Origin of the sequence: Klebsiella quasivariicola, from assembly GCF_002269255.1 — a bacterium.
Taxonomy (GTDB): Bacteria; Pseudomonadota; Gammaproteobacteria; order Enterobacterales; family Enterobacteriaceae; genus Klebsiella; species Klebsiella quasivariicola.
Map to the genome: position 1 here is coordinate 2,779,778 of NZ_CP022823.1, position 14,541 is coordinate 2,794,318.

Consider the following 14,541-nt stretch of genomic DNA (forward strand, 5'->3'; position numbering starts at 1 on the left):
ATATCCTTTTATGCTTTATTAGATTAATTAACGGAGAAACGTGATGAATATTGTCGGCGTTACCGCCTGCACGGTGGGGATTGCACATACCTATATTGCGCAAAAGAAAATTGAAACTGCGGCTAAAAAAGCCGGACATAACGTTAAAATAGAGACGCAAGGAACTATCGGCATTGAGAACCCGTTAACCGCTGATGAAATTGCCAGGGCAGATATTGTTCTGCTTGCTGCCGACGTCAAAGTGACGGGCGAAGAAAGATTTGCCGGCAAGAAAGTCGTCAAAGTCGCGACGGAAACGGCAGTGAAATCCCCCAATAAGCTGATTGAAAAACTCAGTGAAATAGTAAATTCATAACTTTTCACGCCGCGCAGCCACTATATATAAAAGAGTGTGACTTATGACGATAAAAGGAATATGGAAAGCAGCAAACCCGAAAGGGCATCTGCTGACCGCTATCTCGTTTCTGATCCCCATTGTCTGTGGTTCTGGGTTTATTATTGCCATCGGGATGGGGCTTGGCGGGACGGTGCAGGATACGTTAGTGCTGGGACATTTCGATGTGTGGCAGGCTATGGCCACTCTGGGCGCTAAAGCGCTTGGACTGTTGCCGGTGGTGATTGCCGTAGGGATTTCTGGCTCGATAGCCGGCAAGCCAGGCATCGCGCCAGGATTTGTCGTCGGGCTGGCGGCGAATACCATTAGCGCAGGCTTTATCGGTGGGATGATTGGTGGCTATATTGCCGGGTATATTGCGCTGGCGATCATTAAAAACGTCAAGGTCCCTGACTGGGCCCGCGGGTTGATGCCGACGCTGATCGTTCCGTTTTTTGCCTCCATTATCAGCTGCCTGATTATGGTCTATATCATCGGTACGCCTATCGGTATCTTCACGGATGCGCTCACATCGTTCCTGAGAAGCATGGGCACGTCGTCGAATTTGGTGTTAGGTGCAGTCATTGGCGCATTGTGTATCGTTGACTTTGGCGGCCCGCTGAATAAGACATGCTTTGCTTTCGTGCTGACCCTGCAGGCGCAGGGGATAAATGAACCCATTACCGCACTTCAGTTAGTTAACACCGCTACGCCTATCGGATTTGGCCTGGCTTTCTTTATTGCCAAACTGCTGCGTAAAAATATCTATAACCGTGAAGAAGTGGAAACCTTAAAATCAGCGGTCCCGATGGGGATTGTGAATATCGTTGAAGGTTCTATCCCGATCGTCATGAATGATATTGTGCGTGGTATTGCCGCAGCGGCTATCGGCGGCGCCTGCGGCGGGGCGGTCACCATGGTCTATGGTGCGGATGCGACGGTGCCTTTTGGTGGAGTACTGATGATCCCCACAATGTCACATCCGATGGCAGGTATCATGGCCTTGCTGGTGAATATCGTTGTTACCGCGACGGTCTATGCCGTCATCAAAAAAGATATCCCTCGCGACGTGATTATTGAGAATGATTACGAAGAAGAGGATATCGCCCTGGATGATATTAAAGTGAGCTAACGTATCCCCGGGTTATTTTAAATTAACATTAAGCGCTTCCTGTAAGCACATCAGCCCATGACTACGCGTTCCTTAGTCGTGGGCTACTCTTTGCATCTGTCATCCCGGAAGAAAAGTGGAGCAGGGAAAATAATCCTGTTGCAAAAATGTGAACATTTCAGTAGCTTTATCTCTTTCGGAGACTGGAAATGCTTGTCGCTGATTCACTTCTTGCTTACACCCTCGCTGCCACACTGTTAACCCTGACCCCAGGTCTCGATACCGCGCTCATCCTCCGTACTGCCGTCGCTGAAGGTGGACGCAAAGCCCTGCATACCGCGTTAGGCATTGATCTCGGATGCTTTATTTGGGGCGCCCTGGTGGCCTTTGGGTTAGGGGCGCTACTGGCGGTTTCTGAGTTTGCTTATACCGTGTTGAAATGGTGTGGAGCAGGGTACCTGTGCTGGCTGGGCATCCAGTTGCTTCTGCGCCCGCGCCAGCAATTTAACATCCATCCGACAGAATCCACTACCACGAGTAACGGGTTCCTGCGCGGGATGCAGGGGAATGTGCTTAACCCCAAAATGGGCGTCTTCTACGTTTCATTTTTGCCCCAGTTTATCCCCGCCGGGCATTCCCCCATCAGCTGGACCTTTCTTCTGGTCGCCATCCATGTATTGATTGGTACGCTGTGGTCATTAACGCTGATTACCGCCACTCGCTATGCCGCGGGTATCCTGAAAAAACCAGCCGTGGTGAAATGGATGGATCGGACTACCGGCTGCCTGTTTCTGATATTTGCCGCAAAGCTGGCCATGAGCCGCCGGTAATCATGCAGGGGCTTTTGCCCCTGTGTCAGTTGAATTCATATTGCTTCGTACCAATGACTGATTTTTATAAAGCCATCTCGCCAGTCGTTATTATTCGCCGGGGCCCATTGCCGGCACAATGATCTCCGCTGCCCTCCGGTTTTCGCCTTCACGAGGACTTTAATCTCGTGCCGCCTTGCCGGAATACAGACTTTCCTGCCGTACAGGGGCAAATAACCTGCACTTTGACGCTTATTGATTATACTTTGATGGTAGCTTGTGCTGCTTCAGGCAGTTGTCGCGATAGTGGGTATCAAAACCAATACCGGCGACATTGGGTCAACGGGGCCGATGAATATCTGTTCATGTAACAGTTGTGGAGGTATGGAAACACCACCATGCTGTTTGGTGATGCAAAAGCGAGCGTAGAGGCGATACTTGCGCAGCTCTGATTAATTGATTAGATGCACTGGATGCATTGCAGAGGGTGATGGAAAAGTACGTCACCCCCTGAAATTTTGCCGCCGCAGAATCAGAGAATTACATTAAGTATCAATACTGTTCGCTCAGCGCAGGAACGTTTTGACACATTGTTAAAAAATATGAAGCTCACCGCTGTATGACAGAATAATGGCCAGGGCAGATGATAATTTTTACTTGTATTTCAGCGACGTGTGCTATTGACCAAAACGTCATCGTTGATTTCTGAACAGAGAAAGGGATACGTGAGTAAAAAACATGATCAATAACCAACTGAAATATAACAATAAATTTCTATTTTTTTGATTTACATTAAAGCAAAACGATAAAAAATTATCGTTTTATTTTAATTTTGTGTATTCTTTGAACTGTACCCTAATGCAGACTTACTGAGGTTTTATGTCCACTGATGCACTGGCGCAACTCAGCCAAAGAATGGTCTCATTCACCATGATGCTGTTGATTGCTGTTGTTTTATTGAATTCGCTTGTTCTGTTTTTCCCTACATTATCCTTTGCGGATGAGTTGTACGGGATAAGACTGTCGCTTGATGATCTGCGGCTTTCTGCTCTCGATGTCAATCTGCGCGCGTTGCCATGGTGGCAGGCCGCAGGCGTCGGCGTGATAAGTCTGCTGGTTATGGCTCCTCTCTGTTACAGCCTGTATCAGCTACGCTCTTTGTTTAAAGCTTATGCTCGCCGGAACTATTTTTCTGCCCGTTCGGTACAGCATATGAGCAGAGTTGGAGCCTCACTGGGTCTCTGGACGGTAATGGATCTGCTTGCCGGTCCTGTTCTCAGTTACTGGTTGTCTCTGCTTAACCCCACTGGCGAGCGTGAAATAATATTTGGATTTGAGCTACATCATATCGTCTGGATTTTTATTTCGCTGTGCGTGATGGCAGTGGCGAAAATACTGGAAAAGGCAAGCGTTCTGTACGAAGAAAATAAACTCTTCCTGTAAGGCGGATCATTTATGGCAATCATTGTAAAACTGGATGTATTACTCGCCGCAAGGAAAGTGAAGTCAAAGGAGCTTGCTGATGCTATTGGTATTACCGAGCAGAATCTTTCGCTAATAAAACAAGGTAAAATTAAAGGTTTTCGATTTTCAACCCTTGATGCACTGTGCAAATATCTTGATTGTCAGCCTGGCGATCTCTTTAGTTATATTCCATCGAAAGAGGATGAGTGAGATAAACAGGTTGTATTAACCCAGCCGCCATAGCTCTTTTCTTTCCTGAACACACCGCTGTTTGCAGCGGTGTTGCCTGGAGTCATGCTCCTTATGACGTTATACGTAAAAGGTAAATATTTATGAAAAGAAAAGTACTGAGTATATTGTTTTTTATTTTTTTCCTCAACGGCGTTGGCATAGCAGCACCACGAGAAGACCGTTCGGGAAAAGTTAATCAACATTCTGACATTCAGAAAGAGCGTAAAGGCTCTTCCCGACCGGGACATAAGAACGACAAAAATAAATCGACTCACAGACCGACGGCTGTCAAACGGAAGCCCGGCGAACGCTCTCCTGTTTACTATTCTGTATCAGAACCGCCTGGAGGCAAACGCATTTACATGTTACCTGGTGGCACCAAAAAAATGAAATCAGGAGAGGAGGGCGTGTATATTGTCGATGATACTTACATTCGCCGCTATAACGACGGATATGACCAGATCATATCTCCTTTTGATGGCATTGAGATACTGGACTATAAGGGACGATGAAGTTTAGTCCGGGCTGGTGTCAGTCTTGATAATAAATATATTGAGATCCCATAATCTTTTTTCTGATAACACTTAAAAAAGCTTCTTTGTTCTCATCTACAGTGTGACTAGATTTTTCCGAAGGGAGTTTCAACCATGTTTAAAAGGCTATTGGCGTTATCATTTGTTTTCTCTTTCATTCCTTTAATCACCGTTGCTGCTGAGAAGGGTACCAATACGGAACTGACTGCAAGCACCTCGATGAAAAGTCACGATGAGAGGCTAGATCGTGGTGAGTATTTAAATCGTATCGCTTTAAAGGAGAGACGTCTTTCCGCGGATCCTTCTAATAAGACCCTGCTCTGGGATCTTATGCAAGATGAACTAATAGCAGGCAATTTAGATAAAGCAGAAAAATATCTCAAACCATTATTAAGCGACCCGCATTATGCGAACAATGCACTTTATACGCAGGGAGTGGTTCATTATTTAAAGGGGGATTACGTCCAGGCTGAGGCTCTTTTTCGAAAGGGTGCCAGGGACCTGAAAAGTCGCATCAAGTTGCTCTATATCTATTATCAGACCGGTCAGTATTCAAAGGCGAGAGAATTGTTCGATGATGATCAACTGAAATCTCTCAGTAAAAATGACATAGCCCTGTTGACTTTAATGAGTTCCTTCGGCAGTGCCCAGCCTTACAGACTGGACTGGAAAGCTGATAAGGCTGTTCTTCCGTTCATCTCGATGAATAATCTCCCCGTAGTCTCCGTCATGGTGAACGGACAACCTGTCAATGTCTTCATAGATACTGGAGCCGATTTGTTTGTTATCAAATCTGAAATGGCGAAGACGCTGGGACTTACATCACAGGCAAGTTTCACGGGGACATATGCCGGCGGAAAGACAGCAGAAATCAATCATTCCAGACTACAGACATTGGGTCTGGGAGACGTCACATTACATGATGTTCCTGTTGATATTGCAGATTTTCCTGAGTCATGGGTTTTCACCGATGAAAGAACGGGTAAAAAAATTGATATCGACGGTATTTTATCCACGGGTGTATTTCACCAGTTTCTCACCACGATGGATTATCCAGAGCGGCAGTTGGTGCTGATGCCGAGAAGGAAAATCAGTCAGCGTGAGGTTTCCGAACGGGATGGCTCGCATATACCCTTCATTCTTGAAGGAACGCATTTTATGATAGTCAAAGGTGCAGTCAACGGTAAGGAGGGTATGACGTTCTTCCTTGATTCTGGCCTTGACGATCCGGACGCTTCAATTTTGTTGCAGAAAGAAGCACTGAATTATGCTGGGTTGAAACTGCAGGACGGGGAGCGCTATGCGCCGGATGACAACAAAGGAGGGCTTGGCGGAGGCGGTTTTGCAGTAACCCGGCTGCCCATCGACAGTGTTTCTGTCGGCGCTTTACATCAGAAGGGGTTAACCGGCCTTTATGGCGTGTTACCGGAACAACTCTATTTCACTGAATCCGGTATGATTCTGGATGGTTTTCTCAGTCACCAGTTTTTAAGGCACTACAAATGGACCATTGATTTTGACGCAATGATGATGACATTTCAGTAACCGAATACGTGACGTTTCGTGCCTGCGTTTGTGCAGCAACTTTGTCGCCTGTAACACGTTTCAGATAAAAAAAGCCCGCTTGTCGCGGGCTGTTGCACGGTATGCCAATTTCAGAAATCACGATACAAAGCAAACACGTTCAGGGGAGGGGGTCCGCCTTCAGCAAAGATAAAGAAGAAACGGCTTACTCGTCTGCTTTATGTGCCCAGGCGGGCATTGCTGTCAGATAGCGTATTGCCCGCTTGCGCGATTCTTCTTTGCCAACTTTTTGCCATGAATCGAGAAACCCCGCCAGGCTGGATACCGCCTCTTCCCAGGACTTCAGATTACCGTCGCTGTCGCTGCAGTAGGCGCAATATTTTTCGCTGGCACCCTGCGCATCAGGTGCGGACATCGGTATTCCGCAGGCCTGACAAAACTGTTCGTGCTGTGTCATAAAGCGCTCCTTCTTTCAATTGATTATTAGCTAAACATACCGTGTTTCAGCTCAGCATATAGCGTTCCCGATCAAAACATTCTGCAGCACAAGTTCGTCGCACAACGCTGCAGGGCCGGCATGTTTATCGCAGATTTGTTAGGCGGGAGTGGCTGACAATAAATGCTATTTCCAAAAACAGTCCAGAATTTGCAATGAAATTCACGGAAGCAAATCACAATCTGTGAAACAACGCTTAAGTGTACACTTTTCTTTACGATAATAGTGATTTCAGTCACAAAAATAAGCCCACAGAGTGATCATTCTCGGACAAACTGTATGGGTACTCATTCGCCAGGACATGAGTTACTTAGGCTGGAAAGTAAAGTTTTCAGAGCGGAAGCACATCAATTGTGGAGAACCTCAAACTCTAAATAAAAGTGAAAAAAATAACTCATTGAATATGAATGGTTAACAAGAAACCATGTGATTTATATCACTCACTTTTACAGCTTATTAAATTAAGACCGTCATTGAATGTCGCTCTAAGTATTCCCTTCATCAATAAATTCTTGCATAGTGCCCTTAAATTACATCCGCCCCCGGCTACCGGAGGCGGTAAATAATATTTCATCAGCGTTCACTGATGAAACGGGCATGTTTTACCTCACATTAATACGAACATGAACACTGTTAACTGGAGAAATAACATGAATTATCCGGCAGAACCCTTCCGTATTAAAAGCGTTGAAACTGTATCGATGATTTCTCGTGATGCACGCATTCAGAAAATGCAGGAAGCGGGTTACAATACTTTCCTGTTAAATTCCAAAGATATTTATATTGATCTGCTGACAGATAGCGGCACCAATGCGATGAGCGATAAGCAGTGGGCCGGGATGATGATCGGTGACGAGGCTTATGCTGGCAGCGAAAACTTTTATCATCTGGAAAAAACCGTTCAGGAGCTTTTTGGCTTTAAGCATATTGTTCCTACTCACCAGGGACGTGGTGCAGAAAACTTGTTGTCTCAGTTGGCTATTAAGCCAGGGCAATATGTTGCTGGTAATATGTACTTTACTACGACGCGTTATCATCAGGAAAAGAATGGTGCGACGTTTGTGGATATCGTTCGTGACGAAGCGCACGATGCAGATTTAAATATCCCTTTTAAAGGTGATATTGATCTTAAAAAATTACAGAAGTTGATTGACGAAAAGGGTGCTGAAAATATTGCCTATATCTGTCTGGCCGTCACCGTGAACCTGGCAGGGGGACAGCCCGTTTCCATGGCCAACATGCGTGCAGTCCGTGAACTAACTCACGCACACGGTATTAAAATTTTCTATGATGCGACCCGCTGCGTTGAAAACGCGTACTTCATTAAAGAGCAGGAAGAAGGGTACGAAAACAAGAGCATCAAAGATATCGTTCATGAGATGTTTAGCTATGCTGATGGTTGCACCATGAGCGGCAAAAAAGATTGCCTGGTTAACATCGGCGGATTCCTGTGCATGAACGATGATGAGATGTTCTCTGCGGCAAAAGAACTGGTGGTCGTTTACGAAGGGATGCCGTCTTATGGCGGTCTGGCTGGGCGTGATATGGAAGCTATGGCGATCGGTTTGCGCGAAGCGATGCAGTTTGAGTACATTGAGCATCGTGTGAAGCAGGTTCGCTACCTGGGCGATAAATTGAAAGCGGCTGGCGTGCCGATCGTTGAACCAATTGGCGGCCATGCTGTATTCCTGGATGCCCGACGCTTCTGCGCACATCTGACACAGGACCAGTTCCCGGCGCAGAGTCTTGCGGCAAGTATCTACATGGAAACCGGCGTTCGTAGCATGGAGCGCGGCATTATCTCTGCGGGTCGAAACAAAGAGACGGGCGATCACCACCGTCCGAAACTGGAAACGGTCCGGCTGACCATCCCGCGTCGTGTCTATACTTATGCGCATATGGATATAGTGGCGGACGGTATTATTAAACTCTACCAGCACAAAGAAGATATCCGTGGACTGAAGTTTATTTATGAACCTAAGCAGCTTCGTTTCTTTACTGCTCGTTTTGATTATATCTAAACGTTCTGACTGGCCCCATCAATAGATGGGGCTTTTTGGTCTTTATTCTCCGCTACAGAAGGTTATTTCACTTTCTGTAATCGTGGTATATATAACAAATACAAACCTGACTTCAATATCTTATTATCCGAAGATGTATACATGACAGCCGTAATTATAAATATTAGTCAACAGGAACATTTATTATGGATATTAATACCATTGAACGACAGAGTGGTACTCCCGGCCTAACCAGCGGTACGATGCTCGTCATTGCTACCGTGGTTGGTGGTGGGATGTTCTCTCTACCTATTGCCATGTCTGGGGTATACTTCGCCGTGGCCAGCTCTCTACTGGCGGCAACGCTTGGCCTGTTTGATTACATTGCTGATTTATTCCACTTCCAGGATAACGGCATGGGGCGCCTGAAAACCGCGCTAGTGACTTACTTTCCACCGGCCGCCGTCTGTGTCTTTTTCCCGAATGGCTTTGTCCATGCGATTGGCTACGCTGGACTGGCGTTTACTATCTGGAGCGTGATCCTGCCGCCGTTCCTGGTGAAGGCCGCGCGTCGACGTTTCGCCACTGCGATATATACCGCGCCATGCAGTAATGTCGTTCTCAATCTGATTATCGTCTGTGGAGGCATTGTTTACTTGACGGTGGTGCTGGATGTTTTTGGTTTACTGCCAACGTTTCGTTAGCATTGGCCTGAGAGATACAAAACGGGAGGCCCTATGTTTCTGACCTTACTCCGCTGGCAATATCCTCTGGTTCACCGGTTTACCTTGCTGCGCATGTGGGGGGAAATATTACATATATGCAGGTTGCGCCGAAAAAGATCCTGCCAACGTTAAGCTGGTATCTGTGCCCGATAGCGCCGTACTTATCGGGCTCATTAGGTTTACACCCGGAAGTAGCGTGGTGCGAGCAACGCAGCAAAAACGTCGATTCTTTGCACCATCTTTTTCCAGAACAACATACTATTTTTCCTCTGTTAAGACCGTAGCGCTATTGTAAAACGTTGAGTTTTTCCTTAAAAGGGCCAGCGCGTTTTTCACCTTTCTTCTGCGGTGTAAATCTTTTTGGTCATCTGACAGCTTACCGGTATACAGCATTTATAAAGCAGATTTCATTCTATGGCGCTTATGCTCTTTGGTCGACTTCCGACAGCGATCATAAGTGGAGTAGGGAAGAGCAACGCCGTTAAGCCTGAGTTAGTTCTTTTCGTGCATCCGGATAGTGCCAGACCTCTATGTATTTCCCGATGGCCTTGCCACTCTCAAATAGGTGAATGATGATTCTGATTTTACAGATCGAAGCTGCATCACGCAGCTCATCGCATCGTCGACATAGACCAGTGCGGTACAGGCGGGCGCAAGGTTCTCGAACCAGTGATGATCGCAGCCACCAATCTGGATCAGTTCGCCGCAGCAGGCCCGGCGATAACGTGGCTGCTGAATTTTCGGCGCACGTTGTTTGCGAGGGAGCCAGCGACCGGCTTTGACCATGAGTGAACGGACAATCTCTTTGGACAGGTGAACATCGTGCAGTTCTGCGAGATTCTCACACGCCAGCGTCGGCCCAAAGTCGGTATAGCGCTCACGGATAATATTGAGCGCATATTGTGCAAGGCCATCAGGCCAGTGGTTATTGCTGAGTTTTCCTCGACGGCGGTTAGCCATACCAGGCGGGCCAGATTCACGGTAACGCAACAGAAGGCGTCGGCACTGGCGGTCGGAAATACCCAGACGCTGCGCGGCCATCTGAGTAGTCAGCCGCCGGTCAACAACGTCTTGAATGATTTTGAGTCGGTTGACTTCATCTAAAGTAAAAATGTCGCTGCATGATCCGTCATCAGAATCCTTTGATGGGGAACTTAGGTCAGGCCAGATGTTACAACTTAACTGCTACGACATTTGTCAAAGCTAAGTTCAGATGTCCGGGGCAGGGCAAAGTTAAAATGTCCGTGATATTTAAAATGATATCCTCAGCATTGTTTAACATTATGCAGTATTTGATTTTAATCCACATTTTCAGGGGCCTGATTAATATACAGGCAAACCTTGAATATGAGCTTTGTTTAGTTCCTCTGTTGATAAATTTAAGTTATTCATATTACCCAGACGTTCTATTGTGAGGTCAATGAATCGACGAACCCTCAGTGGTTGCGCGATACGGCTTCCGTAATATAAAAATAAACTGTGAATATCAGCGATGTTATCTGTCAACAATGGAATAAGCTGACCAGACCGTATGTATTGCGCCGCCGTCGGCCCGGCCACCTGCGCAATGACCTCGCCCATCAATACAGCATGTAACTCCAGCATCTCATCATTGGTCGACATGGCAGGGTTAACATGATGATCCTGCACATTGTCCCCGGACTTCACTGTCCAGGGGATCAGGCGCCCGGTTGCGGCATGGCGAAACACGCTACACCGATGGGCACTGAGATCGTGCAGCGTTTTCGGTACGCCATATTTACGCAAATAGGCTGGCGAAGCACAAATGATCAACTGTAGGGGGAACAAGCGACGGGCAATCAGCCCTTCCTGTGGTGAAACGCTGATACGAAAACCGACATCCACTCGCTTCTCAACCCAGTTAGTTATCCCGTCATCAAGTTGCACATCGGGCTGAACTTCCGGGTAGAGGCGGCTGTATTCAATCAGCACGGGCTTAATAATCTGCTGAACAACTGAACGGGGACCGACGATACGTAACGGTCCGGCAAACTCCTCGCGGGTCTGTTGCACCGTCGCCAGCGCCTGTTGCAGCCCCATTAATGCAGGCTTTGCCGCTTCAAAGAAACGTTGTCCCTCCTCCGTTAATGACATATTTCGAGTGGTGCGGTGGAACAACCTCACCCCCAGATGCGTTTCCAGTTGTTTTAAGGCCTTGCTCGCCGCCTGGGGTGATATCTGCTGAGCATCTGCGGCTTTACTCAGGCTTCCCAGCTCAACTGTCCGGACAAATGTCGTCATAGAGCGCAATTCATTAATCATGGTCGCATCCACTTATTTACATCATTTAGTTGTAACTGATTCACCCATTTGCTGTCTAGTTGGTTGCAAATCATTTTCTTATAGTAGTGGCACTTCGCAAATATCGGGACTTAATTTCAGAGAGGCAGTGAGATGGATAACTTCAGTTTTTATAATCCGACCCGTATTGAGTTTGGCTCAGACAAAGAAAAGCTTATTGGCCAGATTCTGGCTGAACATAACGTCAAAAATGTCCTGCTGGCTTACGGCAGCGAGCGCATCAAACGCGATGGCTTGTTTGCGACGATTAGCCAGAACCTGACTCAGCATGGGATCCGCTATGTTGAGTTTGGCGGCATCGTCAGTAACCCGTTACTCTCAAAGGTCCGGGAAGGTATTCAGGTAGCGCGGGAGCATCAGGTTGATGCGGTGTTGAGCGTGGGCGGCGGTTCGGTGCTTGATAGCGCCAAATCCATTGCGGCAGGTACCTTGTATGATGGGGATGTCTGGGATCTATTTATTGGCAAAGGGCAGATCAATGCGGCATTACCGGTGTTTTCGATTATGACGCTTGCGGCAACCGGGAGCGAAATGAACAGCGGCGCTGTCATCACCAATGACGTCACCCGGGAGAAGTTTGCTCTTCACTCTGTACATACCTTTCCGAAGGTCTCTGTCGTCAATCCGGCGCTAATGCAGTCCGTTTCCCGTGATTATCTGGTCTATTCCGCCGCCGACATTATCGCCCATTCGATTGAAGGCTATTTCACCGCAGCGGTACAACCAAAAATCCAGTCGCGTCTCGTTGAGACAGTGATTGCCACGGTGCTGGAGACAACAGAAATGTTGTTAAAAGATCCGGGAGATTACAACGCCCGTGCCGAATTTGCCTGGGCGTCCACGCTGGCGCTAAATGGGCTAACTTATGCCGGGACCTCGGGCTTCAGCTACCCTAACCACATGATTGAACACTCACTTTCGGCGTTGTTTAACGTCCCGCACGGGGCGGGATTGTCGGTGATCATGCCTGCGTGGATGAAGTGGTATCACAGCCAAAACCCGACACAGTTTGCGCGCTTTGCCCGGACGCTATTTGGTAAAGGAACCGCAGAAGAAGGCATTGCCGCGCTCGAAGCGTGGTTCGATAAAATTGGCACACCGACCCGTCTGTCACAGTTAGGCATTACAGAGGTCGATATGCCAGCCATACTGGAAAATCTGAAAGGAAATACCCGCTGGTTTGGCCTGGCGGAGACCTATACTCAGGAAACACTGACCACCATTCTTAAGCTGGCGTTATAACACTAAACCGCAAAGGTGTGCGCTGGCGAAAGAGAAAGGCGCACATTCGCCCATGACATTGAGGTATTTTGTATGAAAGAAGTCATTGTTGTTATTGGCAGTGGGGCCATTGCCCAAGCAATTGCGCGAAGAGTGGGTGTGGGTAAGCATATTTTGCTGGCAGATATCAAATCTGAAAATACCCAGGAAGCTGAAAACATCCTGTCCCGCGCCGGTTTCACGGTCAGTACAGCGATTGTCGATATTGCTTCCCGAAAATCCGTACAGGATCTAGTCGAGATAGCGACCCGGCATGGCGAAATTAAAGGAGTCATCAACACGGCAGGCTTATCACCTTCGCAGGCCAAAGCTCAGGATATTCTGCGTGTGGATTTGTATGGGACAGCGGTGGTGTTTGAAGAGTTCGGTAAAGTCATTGCACCGGGGGGCTCCGCCGTGGTGATTGGCTCTCAGTCCAGCCATCGCCTGAAAATAGATGCGCTTTCACAAACACAGGCTGATGAGTTAGCGACCCTGTCACCAGAGGCATTGTTGGAGCTTCCGCTGGTTAAAGGAATTGATGACAGCCTGTACGCCTATCAGATCTCTAAACGTGGGAATGCGCTGCGGGTAATGGCTGAGGCAGTAAAATGGGGGAAAAGAGGGGCCCGTATCAACTGTATCAGCGCAGGGATCGTTTTCACTCCTCTGGCATATGATGAACTCACTAGTATTGAGCGTGGCGATTTTTACCGAAATATGCTTGAGAAATCACCCGCAGGGCGTGGCGGCACGCCGGATGAAATTGCGGCGTTAGCCGAATTTCTGTTCGGGCCTGCGGGGACATATATCAGCGGCAGCGATATTCTGATGGATGGTGGTGTTACGGCCTCTTATAAATATGGGGAGCTCAGACCTTAATTTGGAGCTCGTTGTTTGCGGGGGATCCAGAGACCGGCTTTGACCATGAGTGAACGGACAATCTCTTTGGACAGGTGAACATCGTGCAGTTCTGCGAGTTTCTCACACGCCAGCGTCGGCCGAAAGTCGGTATAGCGCTCGCGGATAATATTGAGCGCATACTGTGCAAGGCCATCAGGCCAGTGGTTATTGCTGGGTTTTCCTCGACGGCGGTTAGCCATACCAGGCGGGCCAGATTCACGGTAACGCAACAGAAGGCGTCGGCACAGGCGGTCGGAAATACCCAGACGCTGCGCGGCCATCTGATTAGTCAGCCGCCGGTCAACAACGTCTTGAATGATTTTGAGTCGGTTGACTTCATCTAAAGTAAAAAAGCCGCTGCATGATCCGTCATCAGAATCCTTTGATGGGGAACTTAGTCCAGGCCAGATGTTACAACTTAACTGCTACGACATTAGTGCGCATAATGTATATTATGTTAAATGCAATGTCGTACTCAATAACGTCATCTTTGATAGCTGCCTCTTCCCACATCAACACTATGACCGTCATTCCTTTCATGCACGTGAATGCTGCGCTATAAGGCAAAATGTTCGAGGTGATAAATCAAGCATGGCTTTTAACAATCACTTCGCCCACTACAGCCTGTTCTCGTACAGTAAAAGCCAGGGAAATTCATTCAGCCACACCTGCTGCTTGTACTGTCCGGCATATCTTACTGCTGTTGCATTTTCTGACCGAACGCGTCACGGGATGCCAGATGAAATGCTCATTTGATAGCGCGCCGCCTGCAGTGTGTATCAACCGGGCT

At 47.7% G+C, this 14,541-nt stretch carries 13 protein-coding genes and 3 pseudogenes; 12 read left to right on the forward strand and 4 right to left on the reverse strand.

Annotation, left to right across the window (positions count from 1 at the left end):
- Positions 1 to 43 precede the first annotated feature (43 nt).
- From B8P98_RS13885 to B8P98_RS13910, 7 genes are all read left to right on the forward strand, one after another.
- Positions 44 to 355 carry a PTS fructose transporter subunit IIB gene (locus tag B8P98_RS13885; RefSeq protein WP_080898088.1) on the forward strand — a complete coding sequence of 104 codons (312 nt, stop codon included), beginning with the start codon at positions 44 to 46 and terminating at the stop codon, positions 353 to 355.
- A gap of 43 nt (positions 356 to 398) precedes the next feature.
- Entirely contained in the window at positions 399 to 1,505 is a 1,107-nt protein-coding gene (locus tag B8P98_RS13890) for a PTS fructose transporter subunit IIC (RefSeq protein WP_095033139.1), read from the forward strand.
- Between the two features lie 188 nt (positions 1,506 to 1,693).
- Positions 1,694 to 2,314: a LysE family translocator gene (locus tag B8P98_RS13895; protein WP_095033140.1), complete on the forward strand. Its 621-nt coding sequence runs from the start codon at positions 1,694 to 1,696 to the stop codon at positions 2,312 to 2,314.
- 858 nt (positions 2,315 to 3,172) lie between these two features.
- Positions 3,173 to 3,736 (forward strand): DUF2975 domain-containing protein, encoded by a 564-nt coding sequence (locus B8P98_RS13900; protein WP_080924057.1) that lies wholly within the window; start codon positions 3,173 to 3,175, stop codon positions 3,734 to 3,736.
- Between the two features lie 12 nt (positions 3,737 to 3,748).
- Positions 3,749 to 3,967, forward strand: coding sequence for a helix-turn-helix domain-containing protein (locus B8P98_RS13905; protein ID WP_025712469.1), 219 nt, complete (start codon positions 3,749 to 3,751; stop codon positions 3,965 to 3,967).
- A gap of 122 nt (positions 3,968 to 4,089) precedes the next feature.
- Positions 4,090 to 4,500, forward strand: a complete 411-nt coding sequence (locus B8P98_RS30480) for a hypothetical protein (protein WP_136025953.1) — start codon at positions 4,090 to 4,092, stop codon at positions 4,498 to 4,500.
- 135 nt (positions 4,501 to 4,635) lie between these two features.
- Positions 4,636 to 6,066 carry an aspartyl protease family protein gene (locus tag B8P98_RS13910; protein ID WP_080924056.1) on the forward strand — a complete coding sequence of 477 codons (1,431 nt, stop codon included), beginning with the start codon at positions 4,636 to 4,638 and terminating at the stop codon, positions 6,064 to 6,066.
- 184 nt (positions 6,067 to 6,250) lie between these two features.
- Here B8P98_RS13910 and B8P98_RS13915 read toward each other — a convergent pair whose 3' ends face one another.
- On the reverse strand, positions 6,251 to 6,460 hold the full coding sequence (locus B8P98_RS13915) for a zinc ribbon domain-containing protein (protein ID WP_230362612.1): 210 nt from the start codon (positions 6,458 to 6,460) through the stop codon (positions 6,251 to 6,253).
- A 731-nt stretch (positions 6,461 to 7,191) separates the two neighbouring features.
- Here B8P98_RS13915 and B8P98_RS13920 point away from each other — a divergent pair.
- Complete coding sequence (locus B8P98_RS13920; protein ID WP_025712472.1) at positions 7,192 to 8,562, forward strand: tyrosine phenol-lyase; 1,371 nt, start codon at positions 7,192 to 7,194, stop codon at positions 8,560 to 8,562.
- 251 nt (positions 8,563 to 8,813) lie between these two features.
- A pseudogene (locus B8P98_RS13925) lies at positions 8,814 to 9,245 on the forward strand (aromatic amino acid transport family protein); the annotation flags it as partial.
- Between the two features lie 567 nt (positions 9,246 to 9,812).
- On the opposite strand, the pseudogene B8P98_RS13930 reads toward B8P98_RS13925, so the two are convergent.
- Both B8P98_RS13930 and B8P98_RS13935 read right to left on the reverse strand, forming a co-directional pair.
- Positions 9,813 to 10,436 (reverse strand): annotated as a pseudogene (locus B8P98_RS13930) (helix-turn-helix domain-containing protein); the annotation flags it as partial.
- Positions 10,437 to 10,589: 153 nt separating this feature from the next.
- Positions 10,590 to 11,549, reverse strand: a complete 960-nt coding sequence (locus B8P98_RS13935; RefSeq protein ID WP_025714724.1) for a LysR family transcriptional regulator — start codon at positions 11,547 to 11,549, stop codon at positions 10,590 to 10,592.
- Between the two features lie 132 nt (positions 11,550 to 11,681).
- Here B8P98_RS13935 and B8P98_RS13940 point away from each other — a divergent pair, with 132 nt between their 5' ends.
- Together B8P98_RS13940 and B8P98_RS13945 are read left to right on the forward strand one after the other, a co-directional pair.
- Complete coding sequence (locus B8P98_RS13940; protein ID WP_025714725.1) at positions 11,682 to 12,830, forward strand: iron-containing alcohol dehydrogenase; 1,149 nt, start codon at positions 11,682 to 11,684, stop codon at positions 12,828 to 12,830.
- 72 nt (positions 12,831 to 12,902) lie between these two features.
- The gene (locus B8P98_RS13945) at positions 12,903 to 13,730 is read left to right on the forward strand and encodes an SDR family oxidoreductase (protein WP_080897370.1); all 828 of its coding nucleotides are present in this window, start codon (positions 12,903 to 12,905) and stop codon (positions 13,728 to 13,730) included.
- Between the two features lie 5 nt (positions 13,731 to 13,735).
- On the opposite strand, the pseudogene B8P98_RS13950 reads toward B8P98_RS13945, so the two are convergent.
- Positions 13,736 to 14,161 (reverse strand): annotated as a pseudogene (locus B8P98_RS13950) (helix-turn-helix domain-containing protein); the annotation flags it as partial.
- 181 nt (positions 14,162 to 14,342) lie between these two features.
- Here B8P98_RS13950 and B8P98_RS30950 point away from each other — a divergent pair.
- Positions 14,343 to 14,507 carry a hypothetical protein gene (locus tag B8P98_RS30950; protein WP_004221585.1) on the forward strand — a complete coding sequence of 55 codons (165 nt, stop codon included), beginning with the start codon at positions 14,343 to 14,345 and terminating at the stop codon, positions 14,505 to 14,507.
- The last annotated feature ends 34 nt before the right edge of the window (positions 14,508 to 14,541 follow it).